The sequence below is a fragment of the Rhodospirillales bacterium genome (genome assembly GCA_023898765.1).
Classification (GTDB): domain Bacteria; phylum Pseudomonadota; class Alphaproteobacteria; order Micavibrionales; family Micavibrionaceae.
The window spans coordinates 857,782-879,680 of sequence record CP060238.1; the positions used below are offsets into that span (position 1 = coordinate 857,782).

23 protein-coding genes and 1 tRNA gene are annotated in these 21,899 nt (G+C 54.5%); 12 read left to right on the plus strand and 12 right to left on the minus strand.

The window, feature by feature from the left end:
* Window positions 1-65: 65 nt before the first annotated feature.
* The gene (locus H6853_04105; protein ID USO04459.1) at window positions 66-1,172 is read right to left on the minus strand and encodes a phosphoribosylformylglycinamidine cyclo-ligase; all 1,107 of its coding nucleotides are present in this window, start codon (window positions 1,170-1,172) and stop codon (window positions 66-68) included.
* Window positions 1,173-1,216: 44 nt separating this feature from the next.
* Between H6853_04105 and H6853_04110 the strand changes: the two genes are divergently transcribed.
* Genes H6853_04110 through H6853_04120 form a run of 3 tightly spaced genes read left to right on the plus strand, consistent with a single transcriptional unit; the run spans window position 1,217 to window position 4,180 of the window.
* Window positions 1,217-2,383 (plus strand): DUF2066 domain-containing protein, encoded by a 1,167-nt coding sequence (locus H6853_04110; GenBank protein USO04460.1) that lies wholly within the window; start codon window positions 1,217-1,219, stop codon window positions 2,381-2,383.
* A 23-nt stretch (window positions 2,384-2,406) separates the two neighbouring features.
* Complete coding sequence (locus tag H6853_04115; protein ID USO04461.1) at window positions 2,407-3,510, plus strand: AI-2E family transporter; 1,104 nt, start codon at window positions 2,407-2,409, stop codon at window positions 3,508-3,510.
* The gene (locus H6853_04120) at window positions 3,503-4,180 is read left to right on the plus strand and encodes a DNA replication protein (protein ID USO04462.1); all 678 of its coding nucleotides are present in this window, start codon (window positions 3,503-3,505) and stop codon (window positions 4,178-4,180) included. The genes H6853_04115 and H6853_04120 overlap by 8 nt, the downstream gene beginning before the upstream one ends.
* On the opposite strand, the gene rnd is transcribed toward H6853_04120, so the two are convergent.
* Window positions 4,177-5,334 carry a ribonuclease D gene (gene rnd, locus H6853_04125; protein ID USO04463.1) on the minus strand — a complete coding sequence of 386 codons (1,158 nt, stop codon included), beginning with the start codon at window positions 5,332-5,334 and terminating at the stop codon, window positions 4,177-4,179. The genes H6853_04120 and rnd overlap by 4 nt on opposite strands.
* Before the next feature lie 63 nt (window positions 5,335-5,397).
* On the opposite strand from rnd, the gene aspS reads away from it, so the two are divergent.
* The 3 genes from aspS (at window position 5,398) to H6853_04140 (ending at window position 8,766) form a co-directional block, all read left to right on the plus strand.
* A complete protein-coding gene (gene aspS / locus H6853_04130; GenBank protein ID USO04464.1) occupies window positions 5,398-7,221 on the plus strand; it encodes an aspartate--tRNA ligase in 1,824 nt (607 codons plus the stop codon).
* A 22-nt stretch (window positions 7,222-7,243) separates the two neighbouring features.
* Window positions 7,244-7,909 (plus strand): oxygen-insensitive NAD(P)H nitroreductase, encoded by a 666-nt coding sequence (nfsB, locus tag H6853_04135; protein USO04465.1) that lies wholly within the window; start codon window positions 7,244-7,246, stop codon window positions 7,907-7,909.
* A gap of 65 nt (window positions 7,910-7,974) precedes the next feature.
* Window positions 7,975-8,766, plus strand: coding sequence for an alpha/beta hydrolase (locus tag H6853_04140; protein ID USO04466.1), 792 nt, complete (start codon window positions 7,975-7,977; stop codon window positions 8,764-8,766).
* 9 nt (window positions 8,767-8,775) lie between these two features.
* Here H6853_04140 and H6853_04145 read toward each other — a convergent pair whose 3' ends face one another.
* Window positions 8,776-10,089 (minus strand): penicillin-binding protein activator, encoded by a 1,314-nt coding sequence (locus tag H6853_04145; GenBank protein USO04467.1) that lies wholly within the window; start codon window positions 10,087-10,089, stop codon window positions 8,776-8,778.
* Window positions 10,090-10,116: 27 nt separating this feature from the next.
* On the opposite strand from H6853_04145, the gene rsmI reads away from it, so the two are divergent.
* From rsmI to H6853_04165, 4 genes are read left to right on the plus strand one after another with little or no spacing between them, the layout of a single operon-like run.
* A complete protein-coding gene (rsmI, locus tag H6853_04150; protein USO04596.1) occupies window positions 10,117-10,992 on the plus strand; it encodes a 16S rRNA (cytidine(1402)-2'-O)-methyltransferase in 876 nt (291 codons plus the stop codon).
* Window positions 10,989-11,360 (plus strand): YraN family protein, encoded by a 372-nt coding sequence (locus tag H6853_04155; protein USO04468.1) that lies wholly within the window; start codon window positions 10,989-10,991, stop codon window positions 11,358-11,360. The genes rsmI and H6853_04155 overlap by 4 nt, the downstream gene beginning before the upstream one ends.
* A 57-nt stretch (window positions 11,361-11,417) precedes the next feature.
* Complete coding sequence (locus H6853_04160; protein ID USO04469.1) at window positions 11,418-12,089, plus strand: BON domain-containing protein; 672 nt, start codon at window positions 11,418-11,420, stop codon at window positions 12,087-12,089.
* Window positions 12,086-12,922, plus strand: a complete 837-nt coding sequence (locus H6853_04165; protein ID USO04470.1) for a transglutaminase family protein — start codon at window positions 12,086-12,088, stop codon at window positions 12,920-12,922. The genes H6853_04160 and H6853_04165 overlap by 4 nt, the downstream gene beginning before the upstream one ends.
* A gap of 272 nt (window positions 12,923-13,194) precedes the next feature.
* Here H6853_04165 and H6853_04170 read toward each other — a convergent pair whose 3' ends face one another.
* Complete coding sequence (locus H6853_04170) at window positions 13,195-13,626, minus strand: hypothetical protein (protein ID USO04471.1); 432 nt, start codon at window positions 13,624-13,626, stop codon at window positions 13,195-13,197.
* A 123-nt stretch (window positions 13,627-13,749) separates the two neighbouring features.
* Between H6853_04170 and H6853_04175 the strand changes: the two genes are divergently transcribed.
* Both H6853_04175 and H6853_04180 read left to right on the plus strand, forming a co-directional pair.
* A complete protein-coding gene (locus tag H6853_04175) occupies window positions 13,750-14,400 on the plus strand; it encodes a hypothetical protein (GenBank protein USO04472.1) in 651 nt (216 codons plus the stop codon).
* Between the two features lie 7 nt (window positions 14,401-14,407).
* Window positions 14,408-15,337: a hypothetical protein gene (locus H6853_04180; GenBank protein ID USO04473.1), complete on the plus strand. Its 930-nt coding sequence runs from the start codon at window positions 14,408-14,410 to the stop codon at window positions 15,335-15,337.
* A 30-nt stretch (window positions 15,338-15,367) separates the two neighbouring features.
* On the opposite strand, the gene H6853_04185 is transcribed toward H6853_04180, so the two are convergent.
* The 8 genes from H6853_04185 to murA all read right to left on the minus strand — a co-directional run bounded on the left by H6853_04185 (window position 15,368) and on the right by murA (window position 21,884).
* Window positions 15,368-15,443 (minus strand) — tRNA-Phe (locus H6853_04185).
* A 99-nt stretch (window positions 15,444-15,542) separates the two neighbouring features.
* Entirely contained in the window at window positions 15,543-16,778 is a 1,236-nt protein-coding gene (locus H6853_04190; GenBank protein USO04597.1) for a ribonuclease E/G, read from the minus strand.
* Window positions 16,775-17,374, minus strand: a complete 600-nt coding sequence (gene maf, locus H6853_04195) for a septum formation protein Maf (protein USO04474.1) — start codon at window positions 17,372-17,374, stop codon at window positions 16,775-16,777. Before maf ends, H6853_04190 begins: the two co-directional genes overlap by 4 nt.
* A gap of 961 nt (window positions 17,375-18,335) precedes the next feature.
* On the minus strand, window positions 18,336-18,554 hold the full coding sequence (infA, locus tag H6853_04200) for a translation initiation factor IF-1 (protein ID USO04475.1): 219 nt from the start codon (window positions 18,552-18,554) through the stop codon (window positions 18,336-18,338).
* 97 nt (window positions 18,555-18,651) lie between these two features.
* A complete protein-coding gene (locus tag H6853_04205; GenBank protein ID USO04476.1) occupies window positions 18,652-19,143 on the minus strand; it encodes a UPF0262 family protein in 492 nt (163 codons plus the stop codon).
* A 6-nt stretch (window positions 19,144-19,149) separates the two neighbouring features.
* A complete protein-coding gene (locus H6853_04210) occupies window positions 19,150-19,803 on the minus strand; it encodes an ATP phosphoribosyltransferase (protein ID USO04477.1) in 654 nt (217 codons plus the stop codon).
* A gap of 72 nt (window positions 19,804-19,875) precedes the next feature.
* A complete protein-coding gene (locus tag H6853_04215) occupies window positions 19,876-20,541 on the minus strand; it encodes a hypothetical protein (GenBank protein USO04478.1) in 666 nt (221 codons plus the stop codon).
* 71 nt (window positions 20,542-20,612) lie between these two features.
* Window positions 20,613-21,884 (minus strand): UDP-N-acetylglucosamine 1-carboxyvinyltransferase, encoded by a 1,272-nt coding sequence (gene murA / locus H6853_04220; GenBank protein USO04598.1) that lies wholly within the window; start codon window positions 21,882-21,884, stop codon window positions 20,613-20,615.
* Between the last annotated feature and the right edge of the window lie 15 nt (window positions 21,885-21,899).

Sequence of the window (21,899 nt, forward strand, 5' to 3'; positions counted from 1 at the left end):
TCTTATGTAAAAAATATTTTGTGTATTTTACAGATGGACGTGACGGGCGGTCAAAGACGCCTGAATCAGCGCTTCCATGCGGTGTCCATATTGTCGATATGAACGGTTTGGGCCTGTTGCTTTTCGTCTTCGATTTGTCCGATCGTGTACATCCGTTCGCCCTGTTCCGTGAGGGCGGCCGTTATATTGCCGGCCTCTTCCGGGGCGCAGACGAGGGCCATCCCGATCCCGCAATTGAGGGTGAGGGCCATATCCTGCGGCGCCAGATCCCCGATTTCCTGCAGCCATCCAAACAGGGGCGGCAGATCCCATGCGTTGGCATCCAGCCGCGCCGAAAGGTCCTTGGGCAGGATGCGCGGAATATTTTCGATCAGGCCGCCGCCTGTGATGTTGGCGAGGCCTTTGATCGCGCTATATCCTTCCTGATCCTTTATGTTCAGGGCGTTCAGAATTTGTTTGACGTAGATGCGGGTGGGGGTCAGCAGGACGTCCCCTAAAAGGGCGCCGGGCTCGAACGGGGCGGGGCTGTCATAGCTGCAGCCCCCGGCTGTTCCCACGAGCTTGCGCACGAGGGAGTAGCCGTTGGAATGCAGTCCGCTGGCGGCAAGGCCCAGAATAACGTCTCCGGCCTTGATCCTGTCTCCGGTAATCACCTGGTCGCGCTCCACCGCGCCGACGGTAAAGCCCGCCAGATCGTAATCCCCCTCGCTGTACATGCCGGGCATTTCGGCCGTTTCGCCGCCGATCAAAGCGCATCCGGCCCGCTTGCATCCGGCGGCGATGCCGGACACCACTTTTTCCGCCCTGGCCACGTCCAGTTTTCCGCAGGCGAAATAGTCGAGGAAAAAGAGAGGCTCCGCCCCCTGCACGATCAGGTCGTTCACGCACATGGCCACGAGGTCGATGCCGACGGTGTCGTGCTTCCCGGTATCAATGGCGATTTTGAGCTTTGTGCCCACGCCGTCTGTGGCGCTGACCAAAAGCGGGTCTTTATATCCGCAGGCTTTGACATCGAACAGGGCTCCGAATCCGCCAAGGCCGCCCATGACACCGCTTCTGTGGGTGTTTTTAATGGCCGGTTTGATTCGTTCAACCAGTTCGGCGCCGGCATGGATGTCGACACCGGCTTCTTTATAGGCGCCCTGTTTCATTCTCTTTTCATTTCTTTTCATTCAGTGTTATAAAAAGGCCACAATTCCCAAAGAAAGTACATCGGATGGCGACATTCTATAAACATTTTGCATTGGTTTATACAGTCTTTTGTGTGGTTTTTTCCTGCGGGGCCCTTGCGCAGGACGATATTTACACGGTTGAAAATGTCGAGGTGGACGTGACGGCGGACAATGCCGTGCAGGCGCGGGAAAATGCGATGGAGGAAGCGCAGGTCAAAGCCTACCGGATGCTGGCGGAAAAACTGCTGCCGCCGGAAGAATTCGAAGTCTTTGAAACGCCCGATTCCACGACTATTTCTGCGCTGGTTCAGGATTTCGAAGTCACCAACGAACAGCTTTCCGCCGTTCGCTATAAAGGCGTTTTTACGGTGCGTTTTCGTCCCGGCGCCATGCGTTCGCGTCTGGCCGCGGGGGGGACGCCCTATGTCGAAGATGTTGTGCAGGCCGGTTCCCTGCTTGTGTTTCCGTTCTATCAATATGGATCGCGCATGACTTTGTGGGAGCCGTCCAACGAATGGATGAAAGCCTGGGTCCGGCCGCAAGAGGGTGAGGCGGAGTCCCTGACGATCGTTCCCATGGGGGATTTGCTGGATGTCTCGCAGGTGCGGGACGATCAGGCCCTCACTTATGCGCCCGAAATGATGAAGCGGATGATGGCGCGCTACGAGGCCGAGGAGGCCGCTATTTTGATCGCGGCGCCCAAAAGGACGGGCGTTGAGGCCGATGCGCCGCTGTCTCTGGATGTCAGGCTTTACGAAGTGGGGGAAAGCGGGCCGGAATATATGCGCTCTGTGAGCATCGACTCTTTGCCCGAAGAAGGCAGGGATGCCTTTTATGACCGTTCGGTGCGCGAAGTTAAAAACATGCTGCGCGGAAACTGGAAACAAAAAAGGGTGATTACGCCCGCACAGATCCGGTTCTTTGAGGCGCGCGTTCATTTTACGTCGGTGCAGGAATGGGTCAAAACCAAGAATGTTCTGGATCGTTTGCCCGGGATGCAAACGATTTTGATTAAAGGGCTGAAGCCCAAGCAGGCGGAGGTCCAGCTTCAATATGCGGGCGACGAAGACCATTTGCGTCAGGCGTTGCAGCGCGCGGGCATTGTGATGCAGGCCGGATACGGGCAGCAGGCGGGCTATGTTCCCGGGTATAGCAATGCGGCCGCCGGCAGTCTTGTTTACGATCTGTCCATGGGGCGCAGGCCTTATTAGGTTAAAAGGGGAGATGGTTGTCGATGGCCATTAATTTTCAAAAACAGCTTTTGTTCTGGGGCGCGGCTTTTGCCCTGTTTTTCGGGTTCGTCTGCGTGTTCAAAGGGGTTTTGATGCCTTTTGCGCTGGGATTTTCGATTGCCTATCTTCTCAATCCCCTGGTGTCGTGTCTGGAAAAAGCCGGCCTGCCGAGGCTTTTGGGAACGCTTTTGATTCTATCGCTCTTTTTCGTTTTTGCCGGCGTTGTCCTGACGGTGGCCATTCCGCCGGCCTACAGGGAGTCCGTTTCCCTGATCGAGAATATTCCCGGATACATGGATGTGCTGTTTAATTTTTCCGAACCGTATCTTTCTTGGATTCAGGATCGTCTCGGCGACGGGTATCTCGAAAGCATAAAATCTTTTTTGCGCGACAATGTCGGTAAAATCGTTACCGTAACGGGCGGAATTGTGGGAGGATTGGCGTCCGGCGGACAGGCGGTCGCCGGGTTTATGACGGCGCTCGTGATTACACCGCTGGCGGCCTTTTTCATGATGAAGGAATGGCCGTATCTGACAGACTGGATAGAGGGGCTTTACCCGCGGGAGCATGAAACGGTGATACGGGATTTATTCAAACAGATTGACCAAAAACTGGCGGGGTTTGTCCGCGGGCAACTGTCCGTCGCTTTCCTGCTGGGGGTGATTTACGCCGTGGCCTTAAGTATCGCGGGGCTGAAATACGGGTTTCTTATCGGTCTGGCGGCGGGCGCGTTGTCGATTATTCCCATGGTCGGCTCCGCTTTGGGGCTGGTGGTCGGCGTCGGCGTGGCGTGGTTCCAGACGGGGGAATGGAGCTTTGTGGCCATTATCGCGGCCATTTTTATCGTCGGGCAGATTGTCGAAGGCAATATCCTCACGCCCAAGCTGGTCGGGGACAGCGTCGGGCTTCATCCTTTATGGATTGTGTTTGCGTTGATGGCGGGCGGCAGCCTGTTCGGCATTTTGGGGATGCTTCTGGCGGTTCCCGTCGCAGCCGTTATAGGGGTGCTCGTCGGGTTTGCGATTTTGCAGTACAAGAAAAGCCCCTTGTATAAAAAGCTCCCTTCCAAAAGACCAAAAGAGAAACAGAAAAAGAAAAATGGGTGAACCGGCTGTACAGATCCCTCTGGATTTAGGGCACCGGACTGCGCTGGGCCGGGAGGATTTCCTGATCGCCCCCAGCAATGAAGACGCCGTGGCCTGGCTGGACCTGTGGCCGCAATGGCCGGCGCCTGCGTTTGTCCTGTACGGGCAGGCGGCGAGCGGAAAGAGCCATCTGGCCGCCGTGTGGGGAGAAAAGTCCCATGCCGTATGCGTGGATCCGTCGATATTGTCTGAAGGCTCGGCGCGGGATCTGGCGGAAAAATACGAACATCTGATCCTCGACAATGCCGATCATCTGATTGGAAATCTGGCGTGCGAAAAGGGCCTGTTCCATCTGTATAATATTTTTAAAGAGGAGCAGCGCAGTTTCCTGATGGTTTTGGAAGCGCCGCCGGTCCGCCGCCAGTTCGCCCTGCCGGATCTGGCGTCCAGGCTGCGCGCCGCGCCGAGCGTCGCGATCCGGGAACCGGACGATCTTTTGCTCTCGGCGCTTTTGGTCAAACTTTTCAATGACCGTCAGTTGCGTGTCAGCGAAGAGGTGATCGCTTACATCCTGCCGCGCATCGAACGCTCTTTCAGGGCGGCGCGGGATTTGATCGAAAAAGCGGATCAGGCTGCCATGGTTCAGAAACGCGCTATTTCCGTGCCGCTTATCCGGGAATTGCTGGCTTAATTTTCCTCCAGTTCGATGAGCCGGATTTCCCCGTCTTGAAGGGTCAGGGCCAGTTTTCCCGCTTTCATCCTGAGGGCGTCTTTCCCGAAAATTTCATGCCGCCAGCCTTTGAGGGCCGGAATGTCGGGGGCGTCTTCCGCGGCCAGACGTTCCATGTCCTGTGCGCTGGCGATGATTTTGGGGGTGACGTCCGCTTCCCCCGTGTTGATTTTGAGAAGCATCTTCAGCATTTCCAGTGTGGAGCGGGCGGTTTTTGGGAAGGGGCGGCTGTTTTCACGCCGTGGCCATGTGTCTTTCGGGCTTTGGACGGCTTTTTTAATCAGCTTTACGAGTTTTTCTCCTGTTTCCCCCTTGGCGACGGGCTTGGGCAGGGAGCGCACGCGTAAAAGACCTTCCATGTCTTTGGGCTTGTAGAGCGCCAGATCTGCGAGCGTTTCGTCCTTTAAAATGCGTCCGCGCGGCACGTCCTTTTTTTGTGCAGTGGCTTCGCGCCATGCGGCGAGTTCTTTTAAGATGGCGAACACTTCCGGTTTGTCGGAGCGGATTTTAATGCGTTCCCATGCGTTTTCCGGGTGGGAGTCGTATGTTTCGGGCGTGGTTAAAATCGTCATTTCGGCGTTCACCCAGCTTTCCCGTCCTTTTTTCCGCAAGGTGTCGTGCAGCTTCTCATAGACTTCCCGCAGGTATGTCACGTCGTTCAGCGCATAGGTAAGCTGTTTCTGGCTTAAGGGGCGGCGGGACCAGTCGGTAAACTGGGCGCTTTTTTCAAGGGGATGCCCGGTTATATCCTGCACCAGCGCGCTGTAGGAAATGGAATCGCCATAGCCGCACACCATCGCGGCCACCTGCGTATCGAAAATGGGGTGGGGGATTTTGCCGTTGATCTGGTAAAAAATTTCCAGATCCTGCCGCGCCGCGTGAAACACCTTCAAAACATTCTCGTTCACCAGCAAGTCATAAACCGGCGTCCAGTCGAGGGTTGTGCCGATCATATCCAGCGCCCTTGCCTCCACGTCCGGTCCGGCCATCTGGATCAGGCAAAGCTTTGAATAATAGGTTTTATCCCGCAGGAACTCCGTATCGATCGTGAGATACGGGCCCCGGGCCAGCGCGGCGCAGAAATCCTCAAGATCGTCTTGCGTTTGAATAATCATGTAGCTCTTGTGCCTTTTTGTCTGCCCCGTTATAAAGGCTTGTTTTGATTAAAGGAACAGAAAATGCACAGCTACAGAACACATCATTGTGGGGAACTTAGAAAAGGGCATGAAGGGCAGGCGGTGAAACTCTCCGGCTGGATTGGCCGCAAGCGCGATCATGGCGGGGTTTTGTTTATCGATTTGCGCGATACCTACGGCATAACCCAATGTGTGGTGGATGAAGGCTCTCCCCTGCTGGAACAGGTGGAAGGCTTTCGTGTGGAGTCCGTGATTACGGTGGTGGGGAAGGTGCGGACCCGCCCGGGCGAAACACAGAATCCCAATATGCCTACCGGCGAGATCGAACTGTATATTGATGAAGTAACCCTGCAGGGCGCCGCCGATGTGCTGCCCTTCCAGGTGGCCGAAGATGACGGGGCGGGGGAGGATATCCGCCTGAAATACCGCTATCTGGATTTGCGCCGCGAAAAAATGCAGAAAAATATCCGCCTTAGAAACGACGTGATTTTTTCCATTCGCGAGCGTATGCACGCGCAGGGCTTTCAGGAATTCCAGACCCCGATTTTAACCGCGAGCAGCCCGGAAGGCGCGCGGGACTACCTTGTGCCCTCGCGGCTGCATCCGGGAAAATTCTACGCGCTTCCGCAGGCGCCGCAACAATTCAAACAGCTTTTGATGGTGTCGGGCTTCGATAAATATTTTCAGATCGCGCCATGCTTCCGGGATGAAGACGGGCGCGCGGACCGGCTTGCGGAGTTTTACCAGCTCGACATGGAAATGTCTTTTGTCAGCCAGCAGGATGTGTTCGATACCGTGCAGCCGGTGATTCAGGGCGTTTTTGAACAGTTCAACGACTTTACCGGCGCCGGGCACAAGGTCGAATGGCTTCCGCATCTGCGTTTCGAAGACGCCATGCTCAGATACGGGACCGACAAGCCGGACCTGCGCAATCCGCTGGAGATCGTGGATGTGACGGAAGTTTTCGCCCGCGACGATGTGGAATTCAAAGCCTTTAAAGGCACGGTTGAAAAAGGTGGCGTGGTGCGCGCCATCCGCGCGCCTCAAGTCTTCGACCAGCCGCGCAGCTTCTTTGACAAGCTCAATAGCTGGGCACAGGGCGAAGGCGCGCCGGGTCTGGGTTATGTGGTCTTTAAGGACGGCGTTGGGGCCGGACCGATTGCCAAATTTATCCCTGAAGCTGCGCAGGAACAGTTAAAGGAACTTGCCGGGCTGGAAGAGGGCGACGCCATCTTCTTTGTGTGCAATAAAGAGTTGGCTGCCGCCAAGTTTGCGGGTCTTGCCCGTGATGTCATCTGCGACGCCCTGCCCGAAGGTCATGAGGCCGCACGTGAGACAGGCGTTTATAAATTCTGCTGGGTGGTGGATTTCCCGATGTATGAGCGCGACGAACACACGGGCAGGATCGACTTTTCCCACAATCCCTTTTCCATGCCGCAAGGGGGGATGGAGGATCTCGAAAACAAAGATCCGGAAGACATTTACGCGTATCAGTATGACGCCATTTGCAACGGGTTCGAGCTGTGCTCCGGCGCGATCCGGAATCACAAGCCCGACATCATGGAAAAGGCGTTCAGCCTTGCCGGGTACGATAAATCCGTTCTGGAGGCCAAATTCGGCGGGATGCTGAATGCCTTTAAATTCGGTGCGCCGCCGCACGGAGGCTGCGCGTTCGGCATCGACCGGATTGTCATGCTGCTGGCGGACGAGCCGAACCTGCGCGAGGTTTACGCTTTTGTGATGAACGGCCAGTATGAAGACCAGATGATGTCCGCGCCCGGTGACATCACGCCGGAGCAGCTTAAGGACCTGCATATCAGGCTCGATTTGCCCAAGGCCAAAGTCAAAAAAGACGAAGCGGCTTAAAAAAATAATAGAAGGCAAAAAGATGGGCTTTGACATTACAGATTACGCCAAGGGCCGCTATACGGCGAAGGCTTACGATCCGGGCCGGAAAATCCCCGATGAAGATATCGAAAAAATAAAGGAGCTTCTCCGCTACAGCCCCTCCAGCGTGAACGGGCAGCCCTGGCATTTTATTCTGGCCTCGTCGGAGGGCGCCAGGGAAAAAATCGCCAGGTCAACGGATGCGCTTTATTCCTTTAATTCCCCTCTCATCCGGAACGCGTCGCATGTCGTGGTGTTTTGCGGCAGGCTTGATATGGAAGAAGACTTCCTGAAGAAGCTTTTGGCGCAGGAAGAAAAAGACGGCCGTTTCGATGCGGACCCGTCTCTTAAAGAAAAAATGAATGCCGGGCGCAGCAGGTTCGTCGCTCTCCATAAGGAAGAGAGGAAGGATGTAAAATATTGGACGGCCCGGCAGGTTTATCTCAATCTGGGGGCGTTCTTGCTGGGGGTTTCGACGATGGGCATCGCGGCAACGCCGATGGAGGGGATTGATACGCAGGTTCTGGATGAAGAATTTGGTTTGCGCGAAAAAGGCTATGCCGCTCTTGTGGTCGTAGCGCTTGGCTATAGCGACCCTGAGAAGGATTACAATGCGAAGCTGCCGAAATCCCGCCTGCCCTGTTCGGACATTTTGACGGAAGTTTGACAGGGCCGGAAAACGCGGGCCCCCAAGGAAGGTCAGGATAAAAAATGAAAAGAAAGGCGAAGAAAATGCTCTTTCATTTTCTTTTGCTGTACCTTTCTTTTGTGGCCGTTTTGTATTTCACGCAGCGCTCCATGATCTATTTTCCCGATACGCAAAAGCCGGATATCGGGGCTTACGCGCAGAACAATGTCACGCAGATGTCCGTCCGGACCCTTGACGGCCTGACGCTGTCGGGCTGGTTCAAGCCGCCGCTTTTTCAAAAAGATGTTGTGGTGTTTTTTCACGGCAATGCGTCCCATTACGGCACGCGGATCGAAAAGGCCATGGCGCAGGCTTATAAGGGGTACGGTTTTTTACTGGCGGGATACCGGGGCTATGGCGGCAATCCGGGAAAACCTTCCGAAGAGGGGCTGTATAACGATGCGCGCGCCTGGATGCATGCTTTGGTCAATCGGGGCGTAAGGGCGGAAAATATTATCCTCTACGGGGAGTCGCTGGGAACGGGGGTGGCGGTTCAGATGGCGCTGGAATATCCGGATGTAAAGGCGCTCGTTTTGGAATCCCCCTATACGAGTCTGCCGGACGTGGCGGCCAAAACCTATTTTTTCGTGCCGGTCCGTTTGTTGATGAAGGATAAATTCGACAGCCTGTCCAAAATCAAAAAGGTGAAGGCGCCGCTTTTGGTGTTGCAGGGGATGAAAGACAGGGTGGTTGCCCCGTCCTTCGGTCAAAGGCTTTTTGCTGCGGCGAACGATCCGAAAGAGATGGTTTCTCTCGAGGGTTACGGCCATAACGATATGCCGGACGGCATATTGGCGCAAAAGCTTGCGGCGTTTGTAAGAAGTAAGGCCGACTGAGTTTCTTTCTTATGGCCGCGCCGTCTGGAATGTTTTTGGCGCGGGGTCGATTTCGACGATGCGGCGGTGGCGGATTTCCAGAACGGCCAGCCCGCGTTCTACCAGATTGTCGGTGCCGAAGCGGAAAATGCCGTCCATGCCGGCAAAGCCGTTCGGGTTGGTCAAGGCGGCGCGGTCGAAGGCCGGACGGCCCGCCTGCTGGAATCCCGTGCGGGCCAGAACGGCGGCCAGCGCCGTGGCGTCATAGGCCATGGAAGACAGGCGCGGCGGCTTTTGTCCGTAGGTCTGGCTGTATTTGTCTTCAAATTTTTTGCGCATGTACGGCGAAGGCGCGGCGAACCACGCGCCTTGCATATGGGGCAGGCTTGCCACCTGCGGGTCGTCCCAGAGCCCTGTGCCGAGTTTTTTGACCTTGTCCGGCGTAATGCCGTAATAGCCCAGCGCTCCGGCGAGCATGTCGGCCTGCTGTCCGCCCACGGGCATGAATACGGCCTGGTAAGGCGGCGGCAGGTTCGGGTTTTCTTGTTGCGCCGCCGGATCGTAGTGGGTGAAGGGTTTGAGCTGCGCGGTGATATTGTTGTTACCGGCGGCGAAGCGGAAGCGGTCCGTAATCCGGATACCGCTGCGCTGCGCCTGCGTTTCAAAGGCGCTGGCGAGGGTATTGCCGTATTTGTCGCGCGGGGCGAGGAGTCCGGCCGTGCGAATGCCTTTGGAGGCGGCATAGGCGCTCACGCGGGCGACCTGCGAGAAGGGCATGAAGCCCATCAGATATGTATTTCCGCCGGCCAGAGTCCAGTCGGTGGAAAAGGCGATGACGTTGACGCGCCGTGCCGCGGCGACATTTTTGACGGCTTGCACAGCCGGGCCGAAGAGGGGGCCGAGGATAAGCTCCGCGCCGTTATTGAGCGCGGAGGTGGCGGCCTGAAGCGCGCCTTCCGGCGTTCCGTGCGTGTCACGGGGGATAAGCTGGAAATTGTCGTATCCGATATCAAAGACGGCGAGTTGCGCCGCCTGAAGCATGGCCTGCCCGATCGGGGCGCTCTTGCCGCTTAAGGGAAGCAGGATGGCGACCTTGACCGCCGGAAGCGCGGCATAGGAACGGGCGGATGATGATGTGGCGGCGGCGGGGAGCGCCTGCTGTATCTGCCCGCTTGCAAGGGCCGGGGCGGGCAGCGTATCCGGCGCCTGTGTGGCGGCTGTTTGCGCGGCCGGGCTTGCCCAGGGCACCTGGCGTTCCGAGGCGACGCAGCCGGACAAAACCATAAAAGCGGCGAGCATGATAAAGGCAGGGATAAGGGGGTGAAGGCGCTGGATTTGGAACATGGCGGTGTTTATTCTTAATGAATGATGATGAAGCCTACACAAAAAAACAGGGAAGGACCAGAATCGATTTCCTTGCCGGCGGGACTTTACCTTGTGGCCACGCCTATCGGCAATATGCGCGATATGACCTTTCGGGCGCTGGATGTTCTGGCCGCAGTGGATTTTGTGGCTTGCGAGGATACGCGGGTGACGGGAAAACTTCTGAATGCTTTTGGCCTTAAAAAGAAAATGCTGCCTTATAACGACCATAGTTCCGCGCGGCAGCGTGATCTTCTTATGGGGCACATCAGGGACGGGAAATCCGTGGCTCTGGTCAGTGACGCGGGGACGCCGCTGATCTCCGATCCCGGTTACAAGCTTGTGCGCGGCGCGGTTGAGCAAAATATCAAGGTGACTTCCATTCCCGGCGCGAGCGCTGCCGTCACGGCCCTGCAGCTTTCCGGCCTGCCGAGCGATGCCTTTTGTTTTGCCGGATTTTTGCCTGCCAGAACATCGGCGCGGAAAAAAATGCTGGAAAAATGGGCGCATGTGCCGGGCACGCTTATGTTTTATGAAACGGGGCCGCGTCTGGCCAGCAGCCTGAAGGACATGAAAGCGGTGCTGGGGGATCGCTCCGCCTGCGTTGCGCGGGAACTGACAAAAATGTTTGAGGAAGTCCGGCGGGGAAGCCTGTCCGCGCTGATTGCGGAAAGCCTCAAAAAAGAGCCGCCGAAAGGAGAGATCGTGGTGGTGGTCGGGCAGGGCGCTGCGCCGGAAATATCCAGCGAACGCCTCGAAGACCAGATTACCAAAGCGCTGGAGACAATGTCCGTCCGCGATGCCGCGGAGGCGGTTTCGATCGCCAGCGGAAAGCCGAAAAAAGCGATTTACACTCTTGCGCTGAAATTGTCCGGTAGAAAATGAGCGCGTTGCCCGGCAAGCAAGACGCCTATAAACGGGGACTAAAGGCCGAAAAGCTTGCGGCGGTTTTTCTTAAAATAAAGGGGTATGACATTCTGGCGCAGCGTTTCAAAACGCCGGTGGGGGAAATCGACCTCATAGCCAGAAAAGGCGAAACGCTGGTCATTGCGGAGGTAAAGCAGCGCGGCAGCGTGGAAGACGCGCTGGAGTCTGTCACGCCGAAAATGCGCCGGCGGATCGAACAGGCGGCCCTGTATTACATGCAGCGCCATGCGGAACACGGGGCCTGTGATTTGCGTTTTGACGTGATGGCCGTGCGCTGGCCGTTTTTTATCCGGCATCTGGACAATGCATGGCGTCCGGCGGCATAATGCGGCATAATCGGGAGGGGATTCGCTTCCCGACATCCAAATCCTAAGGCCGAAATCATGATCAGAAAACTTTTTCCTTTTTTTCTTTTAAGTCTTTTTATTTTACCCGCCTGTTCGCCGGTGGGGCTTGCAACCGGGGCCGGGGCGACGATCGGCGTTTCGGCGGCGAAGGAGGGCGGGATCAGCCGCGCCCTGAGCGATACCGAAATTCAGGCGCTGATTAACGATGCGTGGCTCAAGCATGATCTGAAAATGTTTTCCAAACTGGGAACGACGGTAACTCAGGGGCGGGTGTTGATTACGGGCGTGGTGCAGGACCCGCAGCATCGTGTGGAGGCCGTCCGGCTGGCGTGGCAGGTGAAAGGCGTGAAACAGGTCATTAACGAAATCCGTGTGGCCGATAGCGAAGGGATCAAAGGGTATGTGCGGGACAGCTGGATTACCACGCGGCTGCGCACGTCTTTGACCTTTGACCGCAAGGTGCAATCCATCAATTATTCCATTGATACGGTGCAGGGCGTTGTCTATCTGATGGGCTTTGCGCAGGGGCGTGAAGAGCTGGAGTATGTGATCGAAAAAGCCAGCACCATTCCGCATGTCAAGCAGGTGGTGAGCTACGTCAAGCTGGTGGGGGAACAGGAGAAGATGCGCGAAATTCGCTCTGCGCCGTCTTCCGAAGCCGCTCCCGCGCCCGATGCCGTTGAGTCCGAGCCGCTTTCTTCCGAATGACGTTCGATCCCGATTCCTTTTTAAGACAAACGGGTCTTTTGCCCGACGAAAAAATAGATGTGGCGCGGGCCGGACTGGCGCTTGCGGCGGCCGCTCATCCGGGCATTTCCATCGGGCGCTATGAAAGCCATCTGGAAAAACTGGCGCAGGACGTCGCGCAGCGGCATAAATTTCTTTTACAGGAGGGAAGAGAAGACAGCGCGGAAACGCAGCTCGCCGCCCTGACGGACGTTTTGTCTGAAGCCTGCGGCTATACGGGCGACACACAAACGCATGACGATCTGCAAAATGCCGATTTAATGCGCGTGATTGACCGCCGGAAGGGCCTGTCTATTACGCTTTCCCTCCTGTATATCCATGCCGGATCGGCGCAGGGGTGGGATGTCCGGGCGCTGAGATTCCCCGGCCATATGCTTTGCCGGATCGAAAAAGACGGCGTGCGCCTTATTTTTGATCCGTTTACAGGGGGCCGGATTATGCAGGCGCCGGATCTAAGGGATTTGGTGAAAAGGCTGATGGGGCCGCAGGCGGAGTTGTCTTCCTCTTATTACGAGGTTTCGGCGCAACGGGAGATTCTTATCCGGCTCCAGAACAACATCAAGCTGCGCCAGATCGAAGCGGGGGAGTATGACTCTGCGGTCCGGACGGTTGAAAAGATGCGCCTGATTGATCCGGACGAATGGAGGCTTCTTCTGGATGCCGGCGTTCTTTACGCCCGCCTCCGGAAAAAAGAGGAGGCCGTGCAGGCGCTGGAAGCCTATCTGGCGCGCGCCCCGCAGGGACTGGCGTTCCGCGAAGCCGCCCTCTTGCTCCAGGAGCTTAAGGACAATTAGGTGTTCATCGTTTAGGGCCGGTTCCTTCCTGTCATTTCCGAGCGCAGCGAAGAATCTCCGGTAAATTTTGGGATCCTTCGCCTTCGGCTCAGGATGACAAAACAGATTGTGCTCGATCTGATCGTAGAAATCCCCAGACGTCTGGTCTGCTCCTGTTCCTGTCTTCGGAAAAGGCAAGCGGCCAAGGGATGTGGGGTACCCTTGGCCGCCGGTTTCAAGCCGCTTGACGTTGGGGAAGGTCAGGCCACTCGTTCTATTTCATTGTCTGGGTCTTACGCGACCGTGGTCATTTCCGGGTCCTGATTTGTTTTTTTGTATTTTTTCCATGTGGGGATTTCTTCCAGATGGGCGGTCATGGCCTTGCGGTACATCTCATAAAAATTGTGCTGGGCGGCGATATACAGGCCGAACAGTTTTTCAAATTCCTGCCGCGCGCGCTTTTCGTCCAGGTTCGCGACATCGTCGTTGGCGGCTTTTCTCCGGCCTTTCAGGTTTCGAAGGGCTTTTTGCGCTTCCTCCCGGAAAAGCTCCATGGTTTCGGATACGGCTTTGACGGCCATAAAGTCCGGGACATGGGCGGTTTTTTCGGCCTTGTTGATTTCGTCCACGATCTGCTGCGCGATGGCCGGCCCGTAGCGGCTTTCCAGCTCTTCCTGCAAGTCCTGATTGCGGCTTTGCGCCTGTTGTTTTGTTTGCGTATCCATTTTTCTTACCTTTTGACAAATTGACGTAATCACTGATGAGGTGATTTTTATAGACAAAGTATTAATAAAAGGTTAAAAAATAGAAAAAAGTGGAAAATATTCCAAATAAGTGGATGCGGCCAGATGATTACATTAAGACAGATTGACGCCGCGTTGGGGCTTCTGGGAATGAGCAGGAGCGACTTTGCAGATAAAATTGCTTTGAACAAAAGCACTTTTAATTCTTATTTTACGGGTAAAGCCTCGATTCCTTCCGGCAGACTTGGAGAAATTCAAAAATGGTTTGAAGGGGCTGGTATTGTTTTTACGGAACAAGGCGGCGTCAATCCGAATACGTCCGATATCATTACTTATGAAGGCAGGCAGGGATTCCAAACATTCATGGATGACGTTTATGAAACTGCCAAAAAATACGGGGGGGATATCTGTTTATTTAATACGCAGCCAACGCTCTGGCCAAAATATTTGGGCGAAGAATGGTACGCAATGCACACGCGCCGTATGAAAGGCTTGGGGGACCGTATCAGGGTACGTATAGCTATCAGAGAAAGCGATGAATCCTTTATTCTTCCTATTGCTGAATATCGCTGGATTCCAAAAGACAAATGGAAAGATATTATATTTTACGCTTATGGTCCGAAGCTTGGTTTATTGAATTTTCAAGAGGATAACATACGAATTACCGTTATTAACGAAACGGAATTAGCGGATAGCTTTAGAGTATTGTATGAAATTGCATGGGAGCATGAAACGCTTCCAGTCAAAGGGGCGTAAAAATTAAATGCTAGATGTTTTGGAGATAATATTAGGTCAGAGTTTTGTAAAAGCTCTTGTGACGCACGTTCTTGGTGAAGATTTTGAGGTTATTCGCCGCCCTGCCGCTTTTATATTGAAGCTGAAAGACGGCGTAGAAGATGAACGGAATATAAACAGACTGATTATTTTGCCGCCAAAGGGGTATACGTCTAATAAGCCTAACCAGACCAATTGCTTCCATGCTGTAGAAAGCGCGAAGATTGAGATTAAGGGAACTGTTAGAAAGGGTACAAGGGGTTTTAGTAAGGTAAAGAATTGTTTGCTTGTAACTTCTTTTGATAATCAAGGGGCTGTCAGTCATCTGGATAAACCTTATCTGGAGTTTGATCGCAATGATCCAAATTCTATTTTTGCTTATCAGGAACGTTCATCAGGTGAAGCACCTTTTTATGTCGTAAAGTCCGATGGTACGGGGTTTTACCACTCTCTTACAAATTTGACGGATGAGTGGCTTGTTTTACAACTGCATAAAGTTATGCGCCCCCAAAAAAAGGTTGATTTGGAACAACATTTATCAATGTTGCAAGATGAGCAGGCTTCTATTTTAAGGAAGTTATACAAGGAAATTATAGCATATGGGGATATGCTTTTTAGAGAAGATAAGACGCTGGTCAATGCCGTAATGAGAATGCCGCCTCCCAACGTTTTACCCGCTCTTTGTGAAATGCTTTATACGCCTGACGTTGGAAAGCATGAGCCTTGTACTGCGTTTGCAATGATCTTAAAAATGGGGCGTGCATATCCGAAACAAACGGTAGATATTTTGAAGGAACGATTAGAACAAAAAGGGCTTCCTTCTTATTTTGCTGAGCAATTGATTAGCAAGATAGTGTGTATGCAAGAGGGTCGTGTTTTGCAAGAAGGTGTTCGCGCAAAGTTTAAATCCAAACAATAAAACGAAAATACAGGACAAGCTCTCTGTAAATGGTGCCCAGAGGCGGGCTTGAACCGCCGACACACGGATTTTCAGTCCGTTGCTCTACCAACTGAGCTATCTGGGCTTGCGGGCTCCGGGGAGCCGACTAAGGGCTTATAGAAGAAAGAGCCTTTCCTGTCCAGACTTCTCTTGTCCCTTTCTTATTCCTTCTTCCCGCTTTTTCTTACTCGAATGCGGTGGAAAAGCGCTCCTGCAGGGCGGGCGTGCGGCGCTTCCGGGTGATTTCGACCAGCCCCAGCCCCGTGATTCCGTGGATCTGGACGGTGCAGGGGTCTTTCTCAAAGATCGTTTCGAGGGCGGCCAGCAGGGTTTTGTGGTCTTTTTTGCCTCTCATTTTCAGGAAATCGACGACGATGATGCCGCCGAGATTGCGCAGGCGAAGCTGGCGTCCGATTTCACCGGCCGCATCCAGGTTGACTTCCATTGCGGGGCGGCCGTCTGTCCCGCGATTGACGTCAATGGCGGTCAGGGCCGTCGTTTCCTGAATGATGATATTGCCGCCCTGCTTTAAAATCGTGTAGGGCTGGAACAGGTCCTCGATCTTGGAAAGGATGTCCCGCTCCTCGAACAAAGCCAGCTCCGCATGGGGATCGTTTAACTCCACGGGCCGGATTTTGGTCACAAGGTCGGGGGCGAAAATTTCGCACCATTCCTCCACATGTTCGAATTGCTCCATCGTAACGATTTCGATTCGGTCGATTGTTTTGCCGGCATGGTCGCTGACGGTGCGCTGGAGCGCGTCCGGCCCCTCCATGATCAGGGCGGGGGCGTCGCCGGACAGGTGCGCTTGTATCTGTTCCCACATCGCGCCCATGATTTTTCCCTCACGCCGGAGGATGTCGGTTTGCGTGTTGGCGGCGGCGGCCCGCAGGATGCAGCCCTTGATGCTTTCGGTGGCGTTGAGCATCCTGAGAAGCTGCCGCCGGAGCTTTTTGTCCCGGATGCGCGAAGACACCCGGTTGTCGGGCATGATGGGGGAGAAGATCAGATAGCGCCCCTGCAGCGTGATATCCATGCTCACGAGCGCGGATTTTTCTTCGCTGGGGAGGAGGTAATCCTCTTCCCGCGCGAGATATCCGCTTTTGGCCTGCACAGCGACCATCTGGCCGGGGGTGAGGATTTTTCCGATCTCTTCCTTTCCGCCTTTTTTCACCGCGCCGTTTTTTTGTTCGATCCGGACATCCTTGTTGTGAAGAATCCCTGTGTTCTCGCCGTCCAGATCCAGGAAGGCGGCGTCCATCGCCTTGTCAATGCGGGTGACTTTTGCCCAGTAAATGGCGCCCCAGCGCACCTGTTCGTGCACGGGATCGACCTCCAGCCCCTGAAGCTCGCGGCTTGATATGGCGGCGACCCAGAGGCTCCCATCCAACTCTTCGATCAGAATATCCAGCGTTCTTATCCCTTCGTCCGAAAACCCAACCCGTTTAGCATTTGCACTGTATCATAAAGGGAGAGTCCTACCACATTACTATATGAGCCGGAGAGGTGTTTGATAAAGGATCCGGCGAGTCCCTGAATAGCGTATCCGCCCGCTTTTCCTTCCCATTCGCCCGAATCGAGATAGGCGTCTATTTCCGCCGGACAGAGGGGTTTGAACTGCACAATCGTCTCGCATACGCGGGAAACGAGCTTTCCGCCGGGTGAAATGACGGCGATTCCGCCATAGACCCGGTGGCGCCGTCCGGAGAGTTTTTCAAGGAATTTGCGGGCCTGGGCGGCATTTTGAGGTTTTTCAAGGATATTTTGTCCACAGGCGACAACGGTATCGGCGGAAAGAATAAAGCATTGATTTTCCTTCTCTTTTTCAAACACGCTTTGGGCCTTTTGAACGGCCAGACGCCGCGCAAGGGCCTCAGGGCCTTCTTTTTTAAGGCGTTTTTCGTCTATTTCCGGGGAGACAACCTTTTGCGGCGCAATGTGGATTTTTCCCAAAAGTTCTAGACGTCTGGGCGACGAAGATGCTAGGGTTAGGGCACTGGTTTGGAAAAAAGACATAAGATATAGAGTAAAACCGTGGTTTGGCTTTGTAAATCTTCAATAATGGTGTCTTTCCGAAAACTTGAAATAGAGGGTTAAAATGTCAGCAGCAGCTGAAGCGTTTTGCATACGGGTTCGTCCTCCCTTTACGGAAGCGGCGGGTTATCCTAGGGAAATGAAGGGCGTAACGAATTTGGGGAGTCCTATAGGAATTCCCGGCGCCAGATATAACGCGATGGGGTCCCTTACGACAGGCAGGTTGCTGACGATGGCACGTAATCGCGAAGGCCGCCGGTGGTTCCAGCTTAAAGACAGGTCGTTTTTCAAGATTGGATGGGGCGCAAAGCCGTCATAGGTTTCCCCCCGATATTATACTACAAAAAGGACGCTTCTCGAGGCGTCCTTTTTGTATGTCTGGAGTGTCATTTTCAGCCGGGTTGCCTGTAAAGACATTAAAACACCGAACATTGTCATCTTGAGCGAAGCGCCGGATAAAAATCCGGCGCGTAGTCGAAAGATCTTTTAAATTTAACGTTATGAAGATCCTTCGACTGCGCGCGCCAAGGCTCGCTCCGCTCAGGATGACATCTGCGGCAGGATTGCGATACCCCGTAAAAGCCGTAAACAACCCGGCCAAAAATCACATAAAAAAACGCGGGATATTTTTTTGACTTTAGTCAAAAACGAATTGACTTCGGGACGAAAAAACATCACAAAGAACGCGTGAGGTTTTAGCAAATAAAGGTGTGTGGTTTATGCTAGCTTTCAGTATTGAATCGATTTTTCAATCGGTTGCTTCCCTTATAGACTCTGAAGACGATAATCAGGAAGGCGAGGGTAGCGGCGCAATCCAGCTTTCGCCGTGGAAGTATAAAAAGGGGCGAAACGGCCTGAAGGGGCGAACCCCGAAACACCCTATGAATAAGAGAGCTTACACCTGCTGATAGCGGGCTTTTTTTTGCCCGTAAATCCGCTCTTTTTATTTCTCGCGGAAGATGATTCGGCCTTTGGTGAGGTCGTAAGGGGTCATTTCAACGACAACGGAATCGCCCTGCAGGACGCGGATACGGTGTTTGCGCATCTTCCCGGCCGCATGCGCCAGGATTTCGTGATCGTTCTCCAGCTTTACGCGGAACATCGCGTTGGGCAGGATTTCCGTGACGACACCTTTAAATTCGAGTAGTTCTTCTTTTGACATTTCAACGGTTCAAGTTATCTGCAAGGGCTCTGGTATAGCGGAGTTTTCCTTCCGATGCAAAGGGGTTTTGTTTTCCGGTGTTTCCGGGGGCGCTATCTTACCGCCACAATCGCGGCTGCCCGATGTGCAGGGCGCAGATCAGGGTAAAAAACCGCCGCGCCGTTTCCATATCCATTTCAATTTTATCTTCCATGCGCTCCATCATGATTTCGGCCGCTTCGTTATGCAGGCCGCGCCGCGCCATATCGATCGGTTCCAGCTTTGCGCGCTGCCCCGCTTTGCGCGCTGTCTCATGACTTTCGATCATCAGGAAGTAATCGCGGATAATGCGCCGGTAGGGACTTAAAGACAGGATCAGAGAGGGGAGGTCTTCCTTGGCGTCATTTTGTATCTGAAAAATCAGTCGGTTATTCTGAATGGATAATTCAATACGGTACGGGCCGTTATCGTTATTTAAGGGCTGGAAAACGCTTTCCTTTATTAAATCCGAAATGGCCGTATCGCTTTCCCTGAGCATCTGCGCGGGGGTGCCGTTCCGGTCCGGAAACCGTAATGTAATATGGGAGATAGCGCTTTTGGATACGGTCATATCGTCTCAGGGGACCGCTTTCCGGAAGGCCTCGATCCAGCCCTGCATCTCTTCCGGCATTGTTTTGATCGCGCTGCGGTTGACGATCAGCCGGGCGGAGACATCGAGAATTTTTTCAACTTCAACCAGACCGTTGGCCCTGAGTGTCGAGCCGGTGGAAACCAGATCGACAATCTGGCGCGAAAGCCCCAGTCCCGGCGCAATCTCCATGGCTCCAGAAAGCTTGATACATTCGGCCTGCACGCCGCGCTGCGCAAAATATTTGCGGGTGAGATTCGGGTATTTTGTGGCGATACGAATGTGGCTCCAGCTTGCGGGCGTGTCCTTTGCGGCCAGTTCTTCCGGCATGGCGACGGACAGGCGGCAATGGCCTATTTTCATATCTATGGGGGCGTAGAGATCTTCATAATCAAATTCTTCCAGCACGTCCGATCCGGCAATGCCGAGATGGGCCGCGCCAAAGGCCGTGAACGTGGCCACGTCAAACGCCCGCACACGGATAATATCGAGATTGTCGTGGTTGGTGGTAAAGCGCAAAAGACGGGATTCCGGGTCGGCAAAAGCCGCTTCCGGTTCAATCCCCGCCTTGCGGAGGAGCGGAAGAAGCTCTTCCAGGATTCGGCCCTTGGGTACGGCCAGGATGCGTTTTTTATCCGCCATAGGGGTGTTGTAGCGAAAAAAAGGGACAAAAGACAAAGGAAAATTCACGGCGTGCCGTGTTTTGTTCGCCCTCTACCGGACGATCGGCTTTAAGCCCGTATAGCCCATATAGAATGAAAGCTTTGCCCTTCTCTCCTCAAGGCAAACGGCTTCCCGAAGAAGGGCGCCGTCCCTGAGGCTGTGTCCCATGTTACGGAGGGTATTGGATACGGTATGAATCTGTTCCAGAATGTCTTCCCCGCCCTGAAGATTGCGCCTGATCCATTCAAAGGTTGATATGGTGTCGTCGGACCAGGAATCTGTCTTTTTGCAGATGAATAAGGATTTTCCAACTTCCTTCTGAAAGAAGCCCAGGGCCTGCGCCTTGTATATAGCCGATTCCTCTGCAAATTTCTGCTCCTGTTCCGGCGTTTGCACGTTTACGAAGAGTGGCGGAAAGAGACGGCTGCGCAGGGTTGGGGAAGAGATTTCAAGCCCCAGTATGCCCAGAGAACACGGCGGCTCTATTCTTCGCGGCGTTTTTGTCGCCGGGTCAAAAAACGTTGTGATGTCCCGGTAGGCTTTATCTATGCTGAGCGTCCGGAAATGCCGTTTGAACAGCAATTCGTTTGCGATTTCGCAAAGGAGGGCGTCGTTTTTATTTAGAGGACTCAGATGCAGCGCCCGTATAAGCCTGTAATCCTCATCTCCCTGTGTGCCTTGTGTTGTACCGCCGAACGCGCCCGTTATGTTTTTCACAGAAATACTCCAACCCGTTACTTACGCAAACGTAATAAATATATGTAAAACATTAAAAGTCAAGGGGGCGTTTATTCCCCCCTGATTCGCTCGATATCCGCCCCGACGGCGGTGAGCTTGTCGACGATGTTTTCGTAGCCGCGGTCGAGATGGTATATCCGGTTGATGGTTGTCTGCCCCTCCGCGACCAGTCCCGCCAGCACCATGGCAACAGACGCCCGCAAGTCGGTGGCCATGACTTCCGCGCCTTTGAGCTTTTCCACGCCGCGAATGATGGCGGAATTTCCCTGTGTCGTGATATCCGCGCCCATGCGCACCAACTCCGGCACGTGCATGAAACGGTTTTCAAAAATGGTTTCGGTAATCATGCCGGCGCCTTCGCACAGGGTCATCATGGTCATGAACTGGGCCTGCAGGTCGGTGGCGAAGCCGGGATAGGCCTCGGTCATGATGTCCACGCCCTTGAGCTTGCTGCCGTTGCGGTGAACGAGGACGTCGTGGCCGTCCTGCTTTATTTCAATGCCGGCCTCCTGCAACGGGGCAATGAGCGCCGAGAGAAAGTCCGTGCGGGTGTTTTTCAGCCGGATATCCCCGCCGATAAGCCCGACGGCGCACATGTAGGTTCCTGTCTCTATGCGGTCGGGCAGGACGCTGTGGGTGGTGCCGTGCAGGGAGGAAACGCCCTGAATACGGATTTCCGGTGTGCCGAGCCCCTCAATTTTTGCGCCCATTTTTATCAGGGCTTCGCCCTGGTCGATGATTTCCGGCTCCCGCGCCGCATTGGACAAGACGGTTTCCCCGTTTGCCAGCGTGGCGGCCATCATCAGGTTTTCGGTGGCTCCGACGGACACTTTGGGGAAGGTGATATGCGCCCCTTTCAGGCCGGATTTCGGCGCTCTGGCCTTGATATAACCGTCCTCGATTTCGATCTGTGCGCCCATGGCTTTGAGGCCCATAATGTGGAGGTCCACAGGACGTGTGCCGATCGCGCAGCCGCCGGGAAGGGAGACTTCGGCCTGCCCGTGACGGGCCAGCAGGGGGCCGAGGACCAGGACGCCGGCGCGCATTTTCCGCACCAGATCGTAAGGCGCGATGTGGGATTTAATCTCTTTGGCCCGAAGGAAGGCGATATTGTCGCTGCGCAGGGCGACGTCGACTCCCAGATGGTCGAGAAGCTGCGCCAGCGTGCGCACGTCTCCCAGCGTGACAGGCATGTTTTCAAGCTGGACCGGCTGGTCCGTCAAAAGGCTCGCGCACATATGCTTGAGGGCGGCGTTTTTGGCGCCGCTGACGGGGATGGTGCCGTTCAGGCGGTTGCCGCCGTGCAGACGCAGCTTGTCCAGCCCGGAGGGTTTGAC

What these genes read in the sequence shown, in the direction of transcription:
- H6853_04210 (USO04477.1), bottom strand. Translation starts at nt 19,803, where the DNA reads ATGGCGGATAAAAAACGCATCCTGGCCGTACCCAAGGGCCGAATCCTG.
- rnd (USO04463.1), bottom strand. Translation starts at nt 5,334, where the DNA reads ATGATTATTCAAACGCAAGACGATCTTGAGGATTTCTGCGCCGCGCTG.
- H6853_04175 (USO04472.1), top strand. Translation starts at nt 13,750, where the DNA reads ATGATTACATTAAGACAGATTGACGCCGCGTTGGGGCTTCTGGGAATG.
- H6853_04205 (USO04476.1), bottom strand. Translation starts at nt 19,143, where the DNA reads ATGACCGTATCCAAAAGCGCTATCTCCCATATTACATTACGGTTTCCG.
- H6853_04145 (USO04467.1), bottom strand. Translation starts at nt 10,089, where the DNA reads ATGTTCCAAATCCAGCGCCTTCACCCCCTTATCCCTGCCTTTATCATG.
- H6853_04120 (USO04462.1), top strand. Translation starts at nt 3,503, where the DNA reads ATGGGTGAACCGGCTGTACAGATCCCTCTGGATTTAGGGCACCGGACT.
- H6853_04165 (USO04470.1), top strand. Translation starts at nt 12,086, where the DNA reads ATGACGTTCGATCCCGATTCCTTTTTAAGACAAACGGGTCTTTTGCCC.
- H6853_04110 (USO04460.1), top strand. Translation starts at nt 1,217, where the DNA reads ATGGCGACATTCTATAAACATTTTGCATTGGTTTATACAGTCTTTTGT.
- H6853_04155 (USO04468.1), top strand. Translation starts at nt 10,989, where the DNA reads ATGAGCGCGTTGCCCGGCAAGCAAGACGCCTATAAACGGGGACTAAAG.
- H6853_04180 (USO04473.1), top strand. Translation starts at nt 14,408, where the DNA reads ATGCTAGATGTTTTGGAGATAATATTAGGTCAGAGTTTTGTAAAAGCT.
- aspS (USO04464.1), top strand. Translation starts at nt 5,398, where the DNA reads ATGCACAGCTACAGAACACATCATTGTGGGGAACTTAGAAAAGGGCAT.
- maf (USO04474.1), bottom strand. Translation starts at nt 17,374, where the DNA reads ATGTCTTTTTTCCAAACCAGTGCCCTAACCCTAGCATCTTCGTCGCCC.
- H6853_04160 (USO04469.1), top strand. Translation starts at nt 11,418, where the DNA reads ATGATCAGAAAACTTTTTCCTTTTTTTCTTTTAAGTCTTTTTATTTTA.
- infA (USO04475.1), bottom strand. Translation starts at nt 18,554, where the DNA reads ATGTCAAAAGAAGAACTACTCGAATTTAAAGGTGTCGTCACGGAAATC.
- nfsB (USO04465.1), top strand. Translation starts at nt 7,244, where the DNA reads ATGGGCTTTGACATTACAGATTACGCCAAGGGCCGCTATACGGCGAAG.
- H6853_04140 (USO04466.1), top strand. Translation starts at nt 7,975, where the DNA reads ATGCTCTTTCATTTTCTTTTGCTGTACCTTTCTTTTGTGGCCGTTTTG.
- rsmI (USO04596.1), top strand. Translation starts at nt 10,117, where the DNA reads ATGAAGCCTACACAAAAAAACAGGGAAGGACCAGAATCGATTTCCTTG.
- H6853_04115 (USO04461.1), top strand. Translation starts at nt 2,407, where the DNA reads ATGGCCATTAATTTTCAAAAACAGCTTTTGTTCTGGGGCGCGGCTTTT.
- H6853_04105 (USO04459.1), bottom strand. Translation starts at nt 1,172, where the DNA reads ATGAAAAGAAATGAAAAGAGAATGAAACAGGGCGCCTATAAAGAAGCC.
- H6853_04170 (USO04471.1), bottom strand. Translation starts at nt 13,626, where the DNA reads ATGGATACGCAAACAAAACAACAGGCGCAAAGCCGCAATCAGGACTTG.